Origin of the sequence: Allobosea lathyri (assembly GCF_900108245.1) — a bacterium.
In the GTDB taxonomy this organism is placed as follows: Bacteria; Pseudomonadota; Alphaproteobacteria; order Rhizobiales; family Beijerinckiaceae; genus Allobosea; species Allobosea lathyri.
Window position 1 is genome coordinate 134,220 of sequence record NZ_FNUY01000011.1, and the last position, 18,615, is coordinate 152,834.

At 64.5% G+C, this 18,615-nt stretch carries 17 protein-coding genes; 16 read left to right on the plus strand and 1 reads right to left on the minus strand.

The genetic code is table 11. From position 1 onward, the window contains the following. Positions 1–182: 182 nt before the first annotated feature. The 11 genes from C4S73_RS28035 (at position 183) to C4S73_RS22475 (ending at position 13,303) form a co-directional block, all read left to right on the plus strand. The gene (locus C4S73_RS28035; protein WP_146071465.1) at positions 183–452 is read left to right on the plus strand and encodes a hypothetical protein; all 270 of its coding nucleotides are present in this window, start codon (positions 183–185) and stop codon (positions 450–452) included. Positions 453–527: 75 nt separating this feature from the next. Further along, positions 528–860, plus strand: a complete 333-nt coding sequence (locus tag C4S73_RS22430) for a phosphopantetheine-binding protein (protein ID WP_103874815.1) — start codon at positions 528–530, stop codon at positions 858–860. Positions 861–1,051: 191 nt separating this feature from the next. After that, a complete protein-coding gene (locus C4S73_RS22435; protein ID WP_103874816.1) occupies positions 1,052–2,077 on the plus strand; it encodes a GlxA family transcriptional regulator in 1,026 nt (341 codons plus the stop codon). Positions 2,078–2,397: 320 nt separating this feature from the next. Then, complete coding sequence (locus tag C4S73_RS22440) at positions 2,398–3,969, plus strand: ABC transporter substrate-binding protein (protein WP_103874817.1); 1,572 nt, start codon at positions 2,398–2,400, stop codon at positions 3,967–3,969. A gap of 41 nt (positions 3,970–4,010) precedes the next feature. After that, positions 4,011–4,973 carry an ABC transporter permease gene (locus C4S73_RS22445; RefSeq protein WP_103874875.1) on the plus strand — a complete coding sequence of 321 codons (963 nt, stop codon included), beginning with the start codon at positions 4,011–4,013 and terminating at the stop codon, positions 4,971–4,973. After that, positions 4,970–5,788 carry an ABC transporter permease gene (locus C4S73_RS22450; RefSeq protein WP_103874818.1) on the plus strand — a complete coding sequence of 273 codons (819 nt, stop codon included), beginning with the start codon at positions 4,970–4,972 and terminating at the stop codon, positions 5,786–5,788. Before C4S73_RS22445 ends, C4S73_RS22450 begins: the two co-directional genes overlap by 4 nt. A gap of 10 nt (positions 5,789–5,798) precedes the next feature. Continuing rightward, a complete protein-coding gene (locus C4S73_RS22455; RefSeq protein ID WP_160115877.1) occupies positions 5,799–7,475 on the plus strand; it encodes an ABC transporter ATP-binding protein in 1,677 nt (558 codons plus the stop codon). A gap of 24 nt (positions 7,476–7,499) precedes the next feature. Beyond that, entirely contained in the window at positions 7,500–9,053 is a 1,554-nt protein-coding gene (locus tag C4S73_RS22460; RefSeq protein WP_103874820.1) for an FAD-dependent oxidoreductase, read from the plus strand. Further along, a complete protein-coding gene (locus C4S73_RS22465) occupies positions 9,053–10,006 on the plus strand; it encodes an ornithine cyclodeaminase (protein ID WP_103874821.1) in 954 nt (317 codons plus the stop codon). The genes C4S73_RS22460 and C4S73_RS22465 overlap by 1 nt, the downstream gene beginning before the upstream one ends. A gap of 32 nt (positions 10,007–10,038) precedes the next feature. Next, a complete protein-coding gene (locus C4S73_RS22470) occupies positions 10,039–12,060 on the plus strand; it encodes an oxidoreductase (protein ID WP_103874822.1) in 2,022 nt (673 codons plus the stop codon). A gap of 73 nt (positions 12,061–12,133) precedes the next feature. Next, positions 12,134–13,303 carry a mandelate racemase/muconate lactonizing enzyme family protein gene (locus tag C4S73_RS22475; protein WP_103874823.1) on the plus strand — a complete coding sequence of 390 codons (1,170 nt, stop codon included), beginning with the start codon at positions 12,134–12,136 and terminating at the stop codon, positions 13,301–13,303. Here the strand turns inward: C4S73_RS22475 and C4S73_RS28040 are convergent. Continuing rightward, positions 13,274–13,714 carry a hypothetical protein gene (locus C4S73_RS28040; RefSeq protein WP_146071466.1) on the minus strand — a complete coding sequence of 147 codons (441 nt, stop codon included), beginning with the start codon at positions 13,712–13,714 and terminating at the stop codon, positions 13,274–13,276. The two genes, C4S73_RS22475 and C4S73_RS28040, sit on opposite strands and share 30 nt — an antisense overlap. Before the next feature lie 111 nt (positions 13,715–13,825). On the opposite strand from C4S73_RS28040, the gene C4S73_RS22485 reads away from it, so the two are divergent. From C4S73_RS22485 to C4S73_RS22505, 5 genes are read left to right on the plus strand one after another with little or no spacing between them, the layout of a single operon-like run. Next, a complete protein-coding gene (locus C4S73_RS22485) occupies positions 13,826–14,614 on the plus strand; it encodes a FadR/GntR family transcriptional regulator (protein WP_103874825.1) in 789 nt (262 codons plus the stop codon). Continuing rightward, positions 14,574–15,119 (plus strand): TRAP transporter small permease, encoded by a 546-nt coding sequence (locus tag C4S73_RS22490; protein ID WP_103874826.1) that lies wholly within the window; start codon positions 14,574–14,576, stop codon positions 15,117–15,119. The genes C4S73_RS22485 and C4S73_RS22490 overlap by 41 nt, the downstream gene beginning before the upstream one ends. Continuing rightward, positions 15,116–16,399 carry a TRAP transporter large permease gene (locus tag C4S73_RS22495; RefSeq protein ID WP_103874827.1) on the plus strand — a complete coding sequence of 428 codons (1,284 nt, stop codon included), beginning with the start codon at positions 15,116–15,118 and terminating at the stop codon, positions 16,397–16,399. Before C4S73_RS22490 ends, C4S73_RS22495 begins: the two co-directional genes overlap by 4 nt. A gap of 34 nt (positions 16,400–16,433) precedes the next feature. Further along, positions 16,434–17,444, plus strand: coding sequence for a TRAP transporter substrate-binding protein (locus C4S73_RS22500; protein ID WP_103874828.1), 1,011 nt, complete (start codon positions 16,434–16,436; stop codon positions 17,442–17,444). A 46-nt stretch (positions 17,445–17,490) separates the two neighbouring features. Next, positions 17,491–18,609 (plus strand): mandelate racemase/muconate lactonizing enzyme family protein, encoded by a 1,119-nt coding sequence (locus tag C4S73_RS22505; RefSeq protein WP_103874829.1) that lies wholly within the window; start codon positions 17,491–17,493, stop codon positions 18,607–18,609. Positions 18,610–18,615 lie beyond the last annotated feature (6 nt).

The window sequence follows — 18,615 nt, forward strand, 5'->3', positions numbered from 1 at the left end:
GACAGGGTCTGTCTGCCCCGCCAATCGTGCGATGAACGCTGCCGAAGCCAAGTCCCATTTGACGGAGGATCGCGCCATGCCCGCACGTGCGTCCAGATGAACAACAGCCGTCTTTTTCGTTCACGTGCGATTGCGCTCTGACCCTGTCTTAATGGACGCACGCTAAACAGGGAGAACCGCACATGCGAAAACTGATCATGGCCGCTGGTATTGCCGTCGGCGCGTTCGCCGCGATGCCGTCTGCGACAATCGCAGCACCGGTCGCCACCCAGAACGCAATGACGACGCAGACGGATGTCGAGGTGGTACAATATGGCCGCGGCGAGTATCGTCGTGACTGGCGTTATAGCCGCCGCCATTGGGACCGACCCGGCAACGGTTATGGACGTCGCTACCATGGGCCGCCTCCGCACGCGCGGGCTTACGGCCGACGCAACCATTATCGCTACTGATGAGTTTAACGCTCGCGCCCGCTCATCGGCGGTGCGCGAGCGCCCATTGGATTTTGAAACGGAAAGGACGCCGCGATGGCAGAACTCAGCGTTGAAGAGGCCGGTATCATCGATCGTCTTCTTCAGATCATCGCTGATGAAGGCCTGGTCGATCGCGGCAAGCTGGAGCCCCATGCCCGTCTCGACGAAATCGGGGTTTCCGCCGACGACCTCGTCCTGATCGGCAATGCGATCGAGCGTGAGTTCGACCGGGACATGCTGGGCGACAGCGAACTCGAACAATGCACCACGGTGCGTGAGCTGCTTGATGTGATAGGTGCACGGCTAGCTGTTCCGCGTCCGCAGGAGCTTCAGCAAGACGACGCTCAGACCGGCGAGGTCGACAGCTCGGATTCCCGGGCGGGTTGAGAAAGCCGCGAGCGCTTTTTCAGAACGGGCGCGGCAGATGCAGGCAGGGGCCTGCATCGATCCGGAGATGAACGAGGGGTGCTCGCTCAGGCCAAAGCGCGATCGAGCACTCATGTGTCATGATTTCTCCGAGCGCCATTGACTTACGGATCCGCTCGTTAACCGTTGCAAGCGGTCAACGAGAGCCTTGAATGTACACCATAGCCTTTCTGCTGCTTCCGGAGTTCTCACTGCTTGGCGCCGTCTCGGCGACCGAGACGTTGAGGGTTGCAAACTCGCTCTACCCCGAGGCGCCTTTCCGATATCTCTTCGTGCACGACACGCAGCCGTGGGTCGTGTCGAGTTCGGGCATTCCGCTTCAGGCGGACATGCATGTCCGCGACCTCAAGACATTCGACGCGCTCGTCGTCATCTCAAGCTTCCGCCATGACAGCTATGAGAATACCGACACGCAAAGCCTGATCCGGCGCTTCGACAGGCATGGCAAGACGATCGGCTCGATCGAGAGCGGCGTCTATCACATCGCGCGGGCCGGCGTGCTCAATGGCCATGTGGCAACGGCGCATTTCAACAACCTGCCGATGTTCGCCGAACTGTTTCCGGAAGTGAGCTTCGTCAAGAAGGTCTACACCTGGACCGAGAAGCGCATGACCTGCGCGGGCGGCGCCGCAGCGACCGACATGATGCTGCATCTCGTCTCCGAGCGTCTCGGCAAGGCCGTCGCGGCCCGCGTCGCCAACATCATCATCTTCCCCTACCGGCGGGAAATCGGCGCCTATCAGGACGACCTGTTCACCTCGGCCTATAACGGCTTTCCGCAGCCGGTACGCGAGGCCTGCCGCATGATGGAGGAGGCGATTCATCGGCCCCTCGACATCGAGACGATCGCCGAACATCTCGCCTTGTCGCGCCGTCATCTCGACCGGCTTTTCGAGATCGCCTTCAATTGCTCGACCTTCGACTACTATCGGATGATCCGCCTTGCGCGCGCGCGCAAACTGGTGAAGGCGACCGGAATCGAGCTCACGAGCATAGCGATGCGCTGCGGCTTCCGCTCCTATCCGCGCTTCCTGGAGCGCTATCGCGAGGCCTATGGCGTCTCCCCCTCGGAAGACCGCGCCTCGGAACTGCTTCAGCCGACCCAGCCGGACCGGGTCTCTCCTCTGACAGACCTCCACCCCTACCAGACCCAGCTCGATCCCAAGCGCATGGTCTGAGGTTCGGGATATCCGGCGCCTGTTCCCCAAACGTCTCAGATGTCCATATCGGGAACTTTGAATGTCCAAGGCGAGAGTATCCGCCCGCCGCTGATTTTCTAATGATCCCTTGGCGTTGATTTTGATTAATTAGCAAAAGCGTTTGGCGAATATTGAATTCGCAAGAATAGAGCTTCGTATGACTTGGGCGCCGAAGTCCAATTCGCGACATGCCTCTCGCATGCGAGGCAACTCTGCTTTTTAGTCCGCCGCTGGCGGGCAGGATGAAGCGACCGCAAGCGAGCGTCAAAGACGCCGTCAAACAATAGAGGGTGAATGCAATGGCAGACGGTTCGATGACGACCGGCAATTCACGGCCGGCCGGCGGCTTTTCGCGACGCGCGTTCAATGCAGGCCTGCTGACCACGGGGCTGCTCGCAGGCACGGGGCGAGGCCTGGCGCAAACTGCGCCCAAGCGCGGCGGCACCGTGCGGCTGGCGCTGTTCCAGCAGTCGACGGGCGACACCTTCGATTCCGCGCGCTACGACAAGGGCAACGACTATATCCGCGGCACCAGCGTCTACAGCTATCTGACCCGCATGGACGAACTGGGGCAGGCCCAGCCGGAGGTCGCCGAATCCTGGGAAGCCAACAAGGAGGCCACGCGCTGGACCTTCACGATCCGCAAGGGCGTCACCTTCAGCGACGGCGCCCCGCTGACGACCGACGACATCATCTTCTCGCTGCTGCGCCACCGCGAGGACAAGGTCGCATCGACCGCCAAGCAGCTGATCGCCAATATCACCTCGATCACGGCAGACGGGCCGAACAAGATCGTCATGGAGCTGGCGCAGCCCGATGTCGATCTGCCGATCCTCGTCGGCATCTTCCAGTTCGCGCTGGTCAAGAGCGGCACTTATGACTTCGCCAAGCCGATCGGCACCGGCGCCTTCACCGTCAAGGAGTTCCAGCCGGGCATCCGCACAGTGCTGGTGCGCAACCCGAACTTCTGGAAACAGGGCCAGCCCTATATCGACCAATTCGAGATGTTCCCGATCCCCGACGCATCGGCACGCGCCAATGCGCTGCTGTCGGGCGATGTGGACATGATCCTCGAACTGCGCGGCAACGCCATCGAGCAGGTCGCTAAATCCAGCAATGCCGAGGTCTTCGTCACGCCGAGCACGCGCTACACCGCGATCCAGGCCGCCGTCGACCGCGCGCCCTCCAACAACCCCGATCTTGCGCTCGGCCTATCCTATCTGATCGACCGCAAGCGCGTGCTCGATACCGTCCTGCGCGGCTACGGCTCCATAGCCAACGATCATCCGATCGGCGCGACGAGCCCCTATTTCAATGCGGCGCTGCCGCAGCGCGAGCTCGACATCGACAAGGCCAAGTTCCATTTCGGTAAGTCGGGCATCGGCAAGAGCCCGATCGAGCTCTCGATGGGCGACGGCGTGCTCTACAGCGTCGATATCGGCCAGCTAATGCAGCGCGAGGCCATGCGCGCCGGGCTCAATCTGCAGATCAAGCGCGAGCCGGCCGAAAGCTACTGGACGGCCGTGGCGGGCAAGCGCCCGTTCTTCGCGACCAATTTTCACCCGCGCCCGACCTACAACATGCTGCTCAACCTGAGCTGGAAGAAGGGGGCGGTCTGGAACTTCTCGCATTACGAGAACGAGCGGCTCGAAAAGCTGATCGACATGACCCGCGCCGAGTTCGATCTTACCAAGCGCAAGGAGCAATACGGCGAGATCCAGACGATCATTCATAATTCGGGAGCGATCATGATCCCGACCTTCCTGAACTATGTCGATGGCGTATCGAAGAAGATCAAGGGCTTGACGCCGCTGCCTATCGGCAGCCTGGGCGGCTTCAACTTCACCGACCGCATCTGGATCGACGCCTGACCCGATGACGAAGGGTCGGGGTTCGGTTGGGGTCGCAGGGCGTGGTTAACTTCATCATCTGGCGCTTGTTCGCCACGCTCCTGCTGCTGTTCATCGTCTCGCTGCTGGTGTTCTGGGCCTGCGAGATCCTGCCTGGCGACGTCGCGCAGGTCGCTCTCGGGCAATACGCGACGCCCGAGAACGTGCAGGCGCTGCGGCTGGAGATGGGCCTGAACGAACCGGCGGCGCAGCGCTACCTGCACTGGCTGGCGGGCGCCGTACAGGGCGATTGGGGACGGTCGATGGTGACCAAATCGCCTGTCAGCGCCCTGCTGTCGGAGCGCGTCGCCAATACGGCGCTGCTGGCGGGCATCACGACGGTCATCGCCGTGCCGCTCGCCATCCTGCTCGGCGTCGCCATGGCGATGTGGAACGGCCGCGCGCTGGACCGGGGCGCATCCGTCGTGATCCTCGCCCTGTCGGCCACCCCTGAATTCCTGCTGGCGACGCTTCTCGTCCTGCTGTTTGCGGTCAATCTGGGCTGGCTGCCGGCCGTCGCCTATCTCAGCACGGGATCCGGCATAGGCCAGACGGCACGCGCGCTCCTGCTGCCAACCGCAAGCCTGGTCGTGGTCGTCACCGCGCAGATTGCGCGGATGACGCGCGCCATTCTCGGCAACATCCTGACCCAGCCCTATATCGAGATGGCGATCCTCAAGGGTGTGCCCGACCGCCGCATCGTCGCGCGCCACGCCCTGCGCAATGCGGTGGGGCCGATCGCCAATGTCGTGGCGCTGAACACGGCCTATCTCGTCAGCGGCATCGTCGTCGTCGAGACCATCTTCGCTTATCCCGGCCTGGCACGGCTGATGATCGATTCCGTGCAGTCGCGCGATCTGCCGGTGGTGCAGGCCTGCGCCATGATCTTCTGCGCGACCTATGTCCTGCTGATCCTGCTGGCCGACGTGATGGCGCGCGTCTTCGATCCGCGCTCCCTGCCGCAACGCCCGATGGATACGATATGACCGGCGCTTCCACCTCGCTCCGGCTGTCGCCGACGCTTGCCTTCAGCACTGTCGTTTTGACGATGTTCGCGCTGATCGCGCTGGTCTCGCTCGTCGCCCTCCCGCAAGATCCGTTCGACTTCATCACCGACGAGCCCCTGATGCCGCCGGCTGTGGGCATGTGGCTCGGCTCCGACTATCTCGGGCGGGATGTGCTGTCGCGTCTGATGGATGGCACGCGCATCACGCTGTTCATGGCGCTGACGGCGACTTTGCTGGCCCATCTCATCGGCGACACCCTCGGCCTGCTCGCCGCCACGCGGGGCGGCTTCGTTGACACCGTCCTCAGCCGCATCGTCGATATCGTGCTCGCCTTGCCGAAGATCATCGTCGGCCTCGTGGTCGTGGCGGCGCTGGGTTCCTCGGTCTGGGTCATCATCGGCATCGCGTCCGTGGTCTATGCAGCCGGCGTGTTCCGGATCGCGCGCGCTCTCGGCAACGATCTGAAGGAAATGGACTACATCAAGCTGGCGCGCTCGCGCGGCGAAGGCATGGGCTGGATCCTGTTCGGGGAGATGCTGCCGCATGTGGTGCGCCCCCTCGCCACCGATTTCGCCATCCGCGCCAGTTTCGCGATCCTATTCATGAGCAGCCTGAGCTTTGTTGGGCTCGGCGTTCAGCCGCCGATGGCCGATTGGGGCGGCATGGCGCGCGAGAATCTCGGCGGGCTTTCGACCAATCCTCTGGCCGCGGTCGCACCAGCACTCGCGATCGCGCTGGTTTCGATCGCGCTCAACCTGCTCGTCGACGCGCTCGACGGCGATGCACGGCATTGAGGCGGCGGTCATGAGCACCAACATCCTCACCGTCGATGACCTGCGCATCGCAACAACGACCGGAATGCCTGTGCTCGACGGCATTTCGCTGCGGGTCTGCCGTGGCGAAGTGCTCGCGCTGATCGGTGCCTCCGGCTCGGGCAAGACCACATTGGCCCTGGCCGCACTCGGCCATCTGCGGCCGGGCCTGCGGGCGACAGGCGGCAGCGTGCGGCTCGACGGTGTCGAGATGCTCACAGCTCCGCAGCCGGTCCTGAATCGCATGCGCGGCCGGGTCGCGTCCTATATCGCCCAGAGCGCGGCAGCGGCCTTCAATCCCCGCATGCGCCTGGGAGACCAGGTCGTGGAGTCGGCGCTGCTGCATCGCAGCCAGAGCGCCGTGCAGGCCCGCGCCCGCGCGCAGGATCTGTTCGGCTATCTCAGCCTGCCGAACCCGGACAGGATCGGAACCCGTTTTCCCTACCAGGTCTCGGGCGGGCAGCTGCAGCGCTTCATGATCGCCATGGGCCTGCAGGAGGAGCCGTTGCTGATGGTTTGCGACGAGCCGACCAGCGCGCTCGACGTCACCACGCAGGTCGAGGTCATGCGCCTGCTGAAGCAGGCCATACTCGACAACGACACAGCGGCTCTGTTCGTCAGCCACGACCTCGCCGTCGTCGCCCAGATTGCCACACGCATCGCCGTGATGTGCGCCGGCGCAATCGTCGAGATCGGCGACACCGAGCAGATCATCAACGCGCCGCGCGAGGACTATACGCGCGAGCTCATCGCCGCCTGCCAGCATCTCTCGCTCGGCGCTCTGGCGCAGCGGCCGGCCCGCCTGCCTGCGAGCGCCGATGCAACGCTTTCGGTGAAAGGCGTGGTCGCCGGCTACGGCAAGGTCAGCAACGGCAAGCCTTCGATCGCGACCTTGCATGGCGTCGACCTCGAGGTCCGCAAGCGCGAGATCGTCGCGGTGATCGGAGAATCGGGCTCGGGCAAGACGACCCTGGCTCGGGTCATCGCCGGCCTGCATGCGCCCGCTTCAGGCGCGGTCACGATGAGCGGCGAAACGCTCGCCGGCCTCGACGCGCAACGCACGGCCGCCCAGCGGCGCCGGATTCAGCTCGCCGTCCAGATGGCCGATACCGCACTCAACCCCAAACACCGGCTACGCCGGATCCTGGGACGCGTGCTGGCGTTCTTCCACGGAATCAAAGGCGCTGCAGCGGAGGCGCGCATGCTGGAGCTGCTGGCGATGGTCAGCCTCCCGCCGCACTATCTCGACCGTTATCCGACAGAGATTTCGGGCGGCGAGAAGCAGCGCATCAATTTGGCCCGTGCACTGGCCGCCGAGCCTGAAATCCTGATCTGCGACGAGATCACTTCCGCGCTCGATACCATCGTGGCCGGGCAGATCATCGCGCTGGTCAAGCGCCTGCGCGACGAGCTCGGCCTCACCATCATCTTCATCAGCCATGATCTAGCGACCGTCGCCTCGATCGCCGACCGCGTCACGGTGCTGCGCCATGGCCGCGTCGTCGAAGCCGGCGAGAGCGCCGAGGTGCTGAGCGCGCCGAAGGATCCCTATACGCGCCTGCTCGTCGCCTCCGTTCCGGAGCTGCGCCAGGGCTGGCTCGAGGATGCGGCGGCCATGCGCGCAACCCTCGCTACCGAACTCGAAACATCACGGCCTGGCGCCGCGTGACGCGACGAAAGCGGAGATAACCTGATGCGCACTCCTCTTGCGGAACTCGACCGGCGCTCCTTCGACGTCGTGGTGGTGGGCGGCGGAGCCGTCGGGGCCAGCGCGGCCCAGCACATCGCTTCGAGCGGCCGGACCACCCTGCTCGTCGACAAGGGCGATTTCGGCGCGGGTACATCGAGCCGTTCCAGCCGGCTGCTCTATTCGGGGCTGGCTTATTTCTCGCCCGACCACGCGCTCTGGCGCTTCGCCTATCGTCCCATGGACCTGCTTCAGCGCGTGCGCATGGCGCGGCTCTCGATGCAGTGCCGTACCGAACTCGCAACGACGATGCCCGAGCGCGTGAGCCGGCACACCTTCTTCTTCCCGGTCTTCGAAGGCGGAGACTATCCCGGCTGGAAGGTCGATCTCGGCTATCGGGCGCTGGGCCTGTTCGGCTCGTCGAAGGTGCCGCTGGCCTATCGGCGCCTGCCGGCGGCGGAGGCCGCCAGCCAGTTCGGGCTGGTCGGGCTGATGGACCGCTCGCGGCTGAGCAGCGTCGCCGTCTTCGACGAGTACCAGTACCAATGGGCCGAGCGCATCTGCCTCGATACCATGCTCGACGCCGAGCGCTGCGGCGCCACGATCCGCAACTACACCACGGTAACCCGGCTCGATCCGCTTCCTGGAGGCGGTTGGCGGGTCACGCTCGAGAATCCCGCATGCCCCGGCGAGACGGCGACTGTCGAGGCAGGCACGCTCGTCAACACGGCCGGTCCCTGGGCCGACCGCCTGCTGCTGAAGACCTCGGGTCCGGTGCCGCAGAAGAAGCATCTCGTCGGCATCAAGGGCGTCAACCTCGTCGTCAAGCTGCCGGATTCATGTCGCGGCACCGGCTTCGAGATGATCAGCAGCATCGGACAGCCCTTCTACTGCATGCCCTGGGGCGATCATCACTTCTTCGGCCCGACCGAGACGATCTTCGAGGGCGATCCGGATTCCGTTCGCGTCCTGCCGGAGGAGGTGGATTTCATCATCTCCGAGGCCAATCGGGCGCTGCCTTCGCTCAATCTGACGACGAATGACATTGTCTATCTCTGGGCCGGCGTTCGTCCGCGCACGACGAGCGAAAAAGCCTCGGGCGTGAAATCCCTGACGATTCACGACATGGCGGCGGAAGGCATGCCCGGCGCCCTCACCGTCACGGGATGTCCGATCATGACGCACCGCCATGCCGGGCGGATGATAGCCGCGCGCGTCGCGCAGATGGGCAAGCCCACGGGTACGCCGACGCCACTCTCCTATGCCGCCAAGCCGATGCCCGGCGACGGACCGCTCTCGCCGGAGCGGCTACGGCACGCCGCCGCCAACGAGCATGTCGAGACGCTGATCGACCTGCTGTTCCGCCGCGTGCCCGTCGGTTGGACACCCGGGATGGGCCTTGCCGATGCGCGCCAGGCCGCCGAGACCGTCGCCGACCTGCTCGGCTGGGACGAAGCGCGGATCGCATCCGAAGTCGAGGCCTACCGCCGGTTCGTCGGGGAGAATTTCGAGCCGAGCGCGCTGGCGGCACGGGCCGGCTCTTCTGAGGTCGCCGCCTGATGCGTATGGTCGACGCCCAGACCGTGCACCGCCTGCTCGACTGGCAAGGCGCCATCGAGGCCATGCGGCTTGGCCATCTCAAGGCCAGGCCGCAGATCGCGCGGCTTGCGCTCGACCAACCGCGCGAGGGCGGCCACCCCGACATGCTGCTGGCTGTGCCGGCCTGGCAAGCGGGTGAGGCGCTCGGCATCAAGGTCGTGACCTCGTTTCCCCGCAACGTCGAGGATTTCGGTCTACCGACGGTCGACGCGCTCTACCTCGTCTTCGATCCGCAGACAGGCAAGGCCCAGGCCGTCATCGACGGCGAAGCGCTGGTCTTCCGCAAGACCGCTTCGGATACAGCGCTCGGCGCAAGCTTCTTGGCGCCGCCTGCGGCGGAACGGCTGCTGATGGTCGGCGCCGGCGCGCTGGCGCCCTATGTCATCGACGCGATGCTCAGCGTTCGGCCCTCGCTGAAGCAGATCGTCATCTGGAACCGGACAGCCGAGCGCGCCCAGGCTCTGGCGGAGACGCTGCGGGCTGCGGGCAAGCCGGCGCAAGCCTGTCTCGACCTCGACGCCGAGCTGCCCAAAGCCGACATCATCATCGCTGCGACCATGGCCAGCCAGCCACTCGTCAAGGGCGATCTCGTCAAGCGAACGGCTCATATCGGCCTGATCGGCTCCTTCACCCCGGACATGCGCGAGGGCGACGACGCTCTGCTGCGCCGCGCCGCCATCTTCGTCGACGACTATGCCTGCCTCGAACGGTCGGGCGAGTTCATCGAGCCGCTGCGCACCGGGGTGATCTCACGGGCGGATGTGCGCGGTGATCTTTTCGCGCTCTGTCGCGGCGAAATTCCAGCCGTGCCCGACGACACTCCGACGCTGTTCAAGAATGGCGGCGCCGGCCATCTCGACCTCTTCCTTGCCAGCCATCTCCTGGGGCGCCTCGCCTCGACTGACCGCCGCTGACTCCCTTTTCCGCTCCCAGAACGAGCCCGCTCATGTCCTCCGATCCGCTGCTGCAGCCGCTGAAGATCAAGCATCTGACGCTCAAGAACAGAATCATGAGCACCAGCCACGCCATCAGCTATGGCGAGGATGCGATGCCCAAGGAGCGCTACCAGCTTTACCATGAGGAGAAGGCCAAGGGCGGGATCGGGCTCACCATGTTCGGCGGCTCGTCCAATGTGTCGCCCGATTCCGGCTCGGTTTTCGGCCAGCTCAGCGTCGGCGACGATCGCATCATCGCGCATTTCCGGGAATTCTCGGAACGGGTGCACCAGCACGGCGCGGCACTGATGTGCCAGATCACGCATCTTGGCGGGCGCAGCCACTGGCGCTCCGACAACTGGCTGCCGACCGTGTCGCCCTCGCGCTATCGCGAGCCGTCGCATCGCGGCTTCACCAAGGAGATGGATCGCCACGACATCGCGCGCATCGTCCGCCAGTTCGGCGATGCGGCCTGGCGCTGCAGGGAGGGCGGCCTCGACGGCTGCGAGGTCCATGTCCATGGCCATCTCGTCGGCCAGTTCTGGAACCCGATGGTCAACCGCCGCACCGACGAATTCGGCGGCTCGCTCGAAAACCGCGCACGCTTCGGCCTGCTGGTGCTCGAGGAAATCCGCCGTCGCGTCGGCGAGAATTTCCTCGTCGGCGTGCGCATGGCGGTGGGCGAAGGCCATGAGGAGGGCATGCCGGGGGGAGAATATCTCGACATGGCCAAGCTGATCGAGCGCTCGGGCCTGATCGACTTCTTCAACCTCACCTTCGGCCGCATCGACACGGAAGTCGGCCTGGCCGACTACATGCCGGGCATGCATGTCGGGCTGGCGCCGCAATTGGCACCGGTGGCAGCCGTGAAGAAACAGCTTTCGCTGCCGGTCTTTCACGCCGCGCGCATCACGGACCTGGCGACGGCGCGCTACGCCGTGCAGGAAGGCCTGCTCTCGCTCGTCGGCATGACGCGGGCCCATATCGCCGACCCCCATATCGTCAACAAGCTGGCGCGCGGAGAGGAAGAGCGCATCCGCCCCTGCGTCGGGGCGACCTATTGCTCCTGGCAGCGCCGCTGCATCCATAATGTCTCGATCGGGCGCGAGGCGACGCTGCCGCATCTGATCGCCAGGGCCGAAACGAGGCGGCGGGTCGTCATCGTCGGCGCAGGCCCCGGCGGGCTGGAGGCGGCGCGCATCTGTGGCGAGCGCGGCCATGAAGTGATCGTCCACGAAGCCGCCTCGCAGGCCGGCGGCCAAGTGCTCCTCGCCACGCGCATCCCGCGTCGGCGCGATCTGATCGGCATCGTCGACTGGCGCCTGGCGGAGGCCGAGCGGCTCGGCGTCACCTTCCACTACAACAGCTATGCCGACCAGGCGACGATCGAGGCCGAAAACCCCGATGTCGTCATCATCGCAACCGGTGGTCTTCCCGACCGCATGGAAGACGAGGTGGCGGGCGCCGACCTCGCGGAAACGGTCTGGGAGATGCTGGAGACGCCGCGCGTCTCGCAGGGCACCGTGCTGCTCTATGACGGGCTCGGCACCATCACCGGCGCCGCCAGCGCCGAAATGCTGGCCGATCAGGGCGCGCATCTGGTCTATGTCACGCCGGACAAGCAGGCCGGCATCGAAACCAGCTATCTCGACCGCCCCTTCATCATGCGCGAACTCTACCGCGCCGGAACAGCCCTGCATCCCGACCGCCGTCTCAAGCGGATCGCGCGCAACGGCAACCGCATCGAGGCGACCTTCGTCAACGAGTACACCGAGGTCGAGGAGACCATGTCCTGCGATCGCATGGTAATCGAGCGCGGCACGATCCCGATGGACGAACTCTATCACGAGTTGCGCGCCGGCGCGGTGAATGACGGCGTGACCGATCTCGACACGCTCGTCGCCGGCGGCCACCAGGCACTCTCGCTCAACCCCGGCGGGCGCTACGAACTGCACCGCATCGGGGACTCGATCTCATCGCGCGACATCCATGCCGCGATGCTGGATGCGATGCGGCTGTGCAAAGACATCTAACAAAGCCGGCTAAGTATATCTGATATCGGGCCGTGAAGCAGCGCGGCCTGTCGTTCCCAATGGCGAAAGCGACATGAAGATCACATCGGCACGCATCTATCTGGTCGAGAGCGGCGGTATCCGCCCGGTCATTCTGGAACTCACCACGGATGACGGCATCGTAGGCCTCGGCGAGGCCTGCATCGCCTATGGCATCGGCGGCACGGCCTCGGCCGGGATGATCAAGGACATCATCGAACGCTATATGATGGGTGGGATCGATCCCTTTCGCATCGAAGCGCTCTGGACCGAGATCTACGATCACGGCTTCTGGGCCAAGGGCGGCGGTCCGATCGTCTATGCAGCGATGAGCGCGATCGAGCAGGCCATGCTCGACATCAAGGCCCGCAGCCTCGGCATTCCCGTCTACGAACTGCTCGGCGGGCGCGTGCACGACTCGCTGCGGACCTATTGCAATGGCTGGTATTTCGGCTGCACGCAGGACAGCCAGCTTCCGGCGGCCGCGGAAAAGGCCGTGGCGGACGGCTATGACGCGCTGAAATTCTATCCCTTCGTCACCATCCTGCCCGAGGGGCGGCTACGTCATCCTTCCTTCCGCGCCGCCAGCGACCGCAGCGTCGTCAAGCGCGCAATCACCACCGTCAGCGAGATCCGGCGCGCCGTGGGGCCTGATGTCGAGATCATGCTCGATCTCTCCGCCGGCCTGACGCCCGACGACACGATAAGGTTCTGCCGCGCGGTCGAGGACTACGACATCACCTATGTCGAGGAGCCCGCAGTGCCCGGCGACGTCGGCGCGCTCGTGAAGATCGCCCAGGGGATATCCCAGCGCATAGCGGTCGGCGAACGCGTCTATTCTCGCTACGGCTTTCGAGACATCCTGGAAAGCCGGGCCGTCGACATCCTCCAGCCCGATATCGGCAACACCGGCGGCCTGCTCGAAGCCCGCAAGATCGCGGCCATGGCGGAGGCCTACAGCATGAAGGTGCAGCCCCATATCTGCGCCAGCGCGCTGTCTACGGCGGTCGGCATGCATTTTTCCGCCTCGATCCCGAATTTCTACATCCAGGAGCATTTCCCCTATTGGGCGCGCATCCCCGGCCATGTCGAAGTCCTGGAAAATCCGATCGAAGCCTCTGTCAGGGGCGGCGTCATTCCTGTCAGCGACGCGCCCGGCTTCGGAGTCGAACTGCGCGGCAAGGCGCTGGACAACTCAATCTACGCCGAATTCAAGCTTTTGTAGCAGCAGATCGACGCAATCCATATCCACAAAGCGAGAGAGAATATAATGTATATCGCCCTGAAGATTCGAGCAAAATCCGTTTATCACGGCTACGACGAGGACGGAAAGCTGATCATAGATCCAGTTCCCTCGGCGAATTTTGTCGAAAAAATCATAAAACTCGATCGAATATTGTCTTTTACCGAGGATTATATCTTCATCGAATGCCCACACGACACCGTTCAGACGTGGGAGTATGAGGGATCGATAGACGACATCAAGGGCAAGCTGACCTCGATCGGGGCTCTCATCTGACCAGACCCCTGCGATCAGAGGGCGTCCAGCGCTGGCGACGCCCCGTCGCGACACGCTTGCCCAAACCGGCATATCGCGTCCAGTCCGGCCGCATGCCAGCGACATGTAGGCGATCAACCTCATCCTTCCACCCACCTGCGGACGGACGCGGCCGTTCGACGAGTCATCCAAGAACGAGGATCGCTCTCTGAAGCTTGCGACTCATTCATATGATGATATGATCATCGTATGGTACGGCCATCGAACTTTCACGCCCATCTTGTCGACCAGCTCGGCCGCCTGATCGTCGCCGGGCAGATCGGGGCGGATGGGACGTTGCCGCGGGAGGATGATCTCGCGGCGCGTTTCGCGGTGAGCCGCACCGTGATCCGCGAGGCCACGAAGACGCTTCAGGCCCTTGGCCTGATCACGACCGGTCCACGAGTCGGGTCGCGCGTCCAACCGCTCTCGTCCTGGCGACTGCTCGATCCGCAGGTGATGGACTGGATCACCGATGCCGATATGGCGAGCGGCTTCGAGCGCGATCTGCTCGAACTGCGCGGCATGATCGAGCCGGCGGCCGCAAGCTTCGCCGCCGAGCGCGGCTCCGACGCCCAGATTGCCGCCATTACCGGGGCGCTCGAGGCCATGGTGAACGCGCCGAGCAAGGCCGAGCATGAGGCGGCGGATTTCCGCTTCCACGAGACGATCCTCGAAGCATCCGGCAACATCCTGCTCCTGCAGCTCATGCCAATCCTGCATGCGGTGCTGAAGGCTTCATTCCGCCTGTCGATGCATGACCATGACCGCGCCCAGGCGTCGATCGCCATCCACCGCCGCGTCGCCGTGGCGATTGCGGCACGCCAGCCCGCCGAGGCGCGCGCAATGATGGTCGCGCTGCTGCAGATCGCTCAGCTCGATATCCACGAAGGCCCGACCCGCAACGTTCCGGTTGGCCCAATACACCGCACAACAAAAAAACCACAGGAAACGCCCGATGCTCGCAACAGCCGAAAGATGGATCCTACGGGGGCTTGAAGCCATCCTGGTCATCCTGCTCGCCGGGATGGTCGTGATGGTCTTCGGCAATGTCGTCCTGCGCTACGCCTTCAATTCCGGCATCGACCTGTCCGAGGAATTGTCGCGCTATTTCTTCGTCTGGCTGACCTATATCGGCGCGGTCGTGGTGATGCGCGAGAACGGTCATCTCGGCGTCGACACGCTCGTCGGCGCGATCGGCCCGCGCGGACGGCTGATCTGCATGATCCTCAGCGACGCCATCATTCTCGCCTGCTGCGTCATGCTGCTCGACGGCACATGGAGCCAGCATGAGATCAACGCGACGGCTGTCGCGCCGGTGACCGGGCTGAGCATGGGCTACGTCTATGGCGTGCTGTATTTCGCAGGCATCGGCGTCGGCCTGATCACGCTGGGCCGGCTGATCCGGGCCCTTACCGGCCGGCTTGGTCCCTACGAACTCGCCGAATTCGCCGGCGACTACAGCGGCAATCCTTCGCATAACCTGAAGGGCCACCTCGAATGACGATCGCCGTCTTTCTCTTCTCGCTCTGCGGGGCGATGGCGCTTGGCATGCCGATCGCCTTTGCGCTGATCGTCTGCGCGGTCGCGCTGATGCTCTGGCTCGGCGTCTTCGACACCCAGATCATCGCGCAGAACATGATCGTCGGCGCGGATTCGTTCCAGCTTCTCGCGATCCCGTTCTTCCTGCTCGCAGGCGAGCTGATGAATGCGGGCGGCCTCTCGAAGCGGATCGTCAATTTCGCGCTCTCGCTGGTCGGCCACCTGCATGGCGGCCTCGGCTATGTCGCGATCTTCGCCTCGATCATCATGGCCTCGCTCTCGGGCTCGGCCGCAGCCGATACCGCCGCGCTCGCCTCGATCCTCCTGCCGATGATGCGCCAGGCCGGTTACGATACCGGCCGCTCCGCTGGCCTGATTGCGTCCGGCGGCATCATCGCCCCGATCATTCCGCCCTCGATCGGCTTCATCGTCTTCGGCGTCGCAGCCAATCTCTCGATCACGAAACTCTTCCTTGCGGGCGTCTTCCCCGGCCTGCTCATCGGCCTGTCGCTGGTCATCGCCTGGTTCATCGTCTGCCGCCATGACAAGATCACGGTCCTGCCGCGGCGAAGCGGCAAGGAGAAGCTGCAGGCGACATGGGACGGCGCGCTGGCGCTGCTGATGCCGATCGCGATCCTCGGCGGCATTCGCTTCGGCATCGTCACGCCGACCGAGGCCGCCGTCGTCGCGACGGTCTATGCGCTGGTCGTGGGCATGTTCGTCTATCGCGAGCTCAAGCCCCGCGACCTCTACCGCGTCGCGTTGACGGCCGCGAAGACCACGAGCGCCGTCATGCTGCTCGTGGCAGCCGCAGTGGTCTCGGCCTGGCTCATCACCCAGGCCAACATTCCAGCCGAGCTGACGAGCCTGCTCGCGCCCTTCATGGACAACAAGACGGTGCTGCTGCTGGTCATCATGGCGCTCGTCATGGTCGTCGGCACCGCGCTCGACTTCACCCCGACAGTGCTGATCCTGACGCCGGTGCTGATGCCGGTGATCAAGCAGGCCGGCATCGACCCGATCTATTTCGGCGTGCTCTTCATCATCAACAACGCCATCGGCCTGATAACGCCGCCGGTGGGCATCGTGCTCAACGTCGTCTGCGGCGTGGCGCGCATCCCGATGAGCCTGGTGATCAAGGGCGTCTGGCCGTTCCTGATCGCCCAGATCCTCGCCATGCTGCTTCTCGTCTTCTTCCCCCAACTCGTGACCGTTCCGCTCGCCTGGCTGAGCGGTCGCTGATCCCAAATCACAACAAAGGCACAGGGAGAAAGCCATGTTCAATACACGTCTCGTCTCGATCTTCGCCGGCGTGGCGCTCGCAGCGCTCGCGGGTCAGGCTCAGGCCCAGATCAAGGAGCGCAACATCCGCGTCTCCAACGGCATCAACGAAGACCATCCGGTCGGCAACGGCGTCGCCAAGATGCGCGCCTGCATGGCCGAGAAGTCCGGCGGCAAGCTCAAGCTCCAGGCCTTCTGGGGCGGCGCGCTCGGTGGCGACCTGCAGGCGACGCAGGCGCTCCGCGCCGGGACGCAGGAGATGGTGATCACCTCCTCCTCGCCGCTGGTCGGCATCATGCCAGAGCTCGGCGTGTTCGACCTGCCCTTCCTCTTCACCAACGAGAAAGAGGCCGACACCATCCTCGACGGCGACTTCGGCAAGTACATCTCCGGCAAGCTGCCGGGCTTCGGCGTCGTCAATCTCTCTTACTGGGAGAACGGCTTCCGCAACCTGACCAACTCGAAGCGCGCCGTCTCCAAGGCGGAAGAACTCACCGGCCTCAAGGTCCGCGTGATGCAAAACAACATCTTCCTCGACAGCTTCAAGAGCATGGGCGCCAATGCCACGCCAATGGCCTTCGGCGAGGTCTTCGCGGCGCTGGAGACGCATGCGATCGACGGCCAGGAGAACCCGCTCGTCACGATCGATACCTCCAAGCTCTACGAGGTTCAAAAGCACCTGACGCTGACCCGCCACGCCTATACGCCCTTCCTGGTGCTCTATTCGAAGAAGCTCTGGGACCAGCTGTCGCCGGAGGAGCAGACGATCCTCTCGGATTGCTCAGCCGTCGGCCGCGACGAAGAGCGTCGCGTCTCGCGCGAGCTCAACGACAAGTCGCTCGCCAACCTGAAGAAGGAAGGCATGCAGGTCGCGGAGGTCGCGCCGGCAGAACTGACCAAGATGCGCGAGGCCACGGCCGCCGTGTATCAGCGCCACGAGGCCACGATCGGCAAGGAGACGATCGAGCGCCTCAAGGCCGACCTCGCCAAGATCCGCAGCAACTGAACAGGAGAGTCCCTGGAGCAGCGCAAGCGGCTCCAGGGCGCCCGCCATGCGCATCACCCGTATCGAACCCTTCATCCTGCACATCCCGGTGACCGGCGGCTCGATTTCCGACTCGACCCACCGCATCAGCCATTGGGGTGTCGTCGGCGCCAAAATCGTCACCGAGGACGGCCTCGAAGGCTACGGCTTCACCGGCACCCATGCCGACATCGCCTCCGACCGCCTGATCACCGCCTGTATCCGCGACTGCTACGCCCCGCTGCTGATTGGCGAGGACGCCTCCGAGACCACGCGCCTCTGGATCAAGCTCGCCCGCCACCCGGCGCTGCAATGGGTCGGACGTGCCGGCATCACGCAGCTCGCACTCGCCGCCGTCGATATCGCGCTCTGGGATCTCAAGGCCAAGGCGGCGGGTGTGCCGCTCTGGCATCTGCTCGGTGGTGCGACCAAGCCGAAGCTCGAGGCCTACAACACCGATATCGGCTGGCTCTCGATCCCGAAGGACGAACTCGTCGAGGGCGCCCGCATGGCGGTCGAGCGCGACGGGTTCCGCCGCATCAAGATCAAGGTCGGGCATGCCGATATCGGCACCGATCTCGACCGGCTGGAGGCTGTGCGGCGCGCAGTCGGGGACCATGTCACCATGGCGATCGACGGCAACGGCAAATGGGACCTGCCGACCTGCAAGCGCTTCTGCGCCCGCGCCGAGGCGCTCGACATCTTCTGGTTCGAGGAGCCGCTCTGGTATGACGATGTCGGCTCGCATGCGGCGCTGGCGCGGTCGACCTCGATCCCGGTGGCGCTGGGCGAACAGCTCTATTCGGTCGACGCATTCCGCAGCTTCATCGCGGCCGATGCGATCCACTACGTCCAGCCCGACGTGACGCGGCTGGGCGGGATCACCGAATATATCCAGGTCGCGGAGCTGGCGCTCGCCCATCGGCTGCCGGTCGCGCCGCATGCCGGCGAGATGAGCCAGGTCCATGTCCATCTCGCTTACTGGCACCAGGCGACGCCGCTGCTGGAATACATTCCCTGGATCAAGGACGCCTTCGCGGAGCCCGCCGACGTGACCGATGGGTATTTTCTGCGGCCACAGCATCCCGGCGCCGGCACGACGCCGACGGCAGATGCCCTCTCCCGCTACGCCGAGACGCTGGCCTGAGTTCGA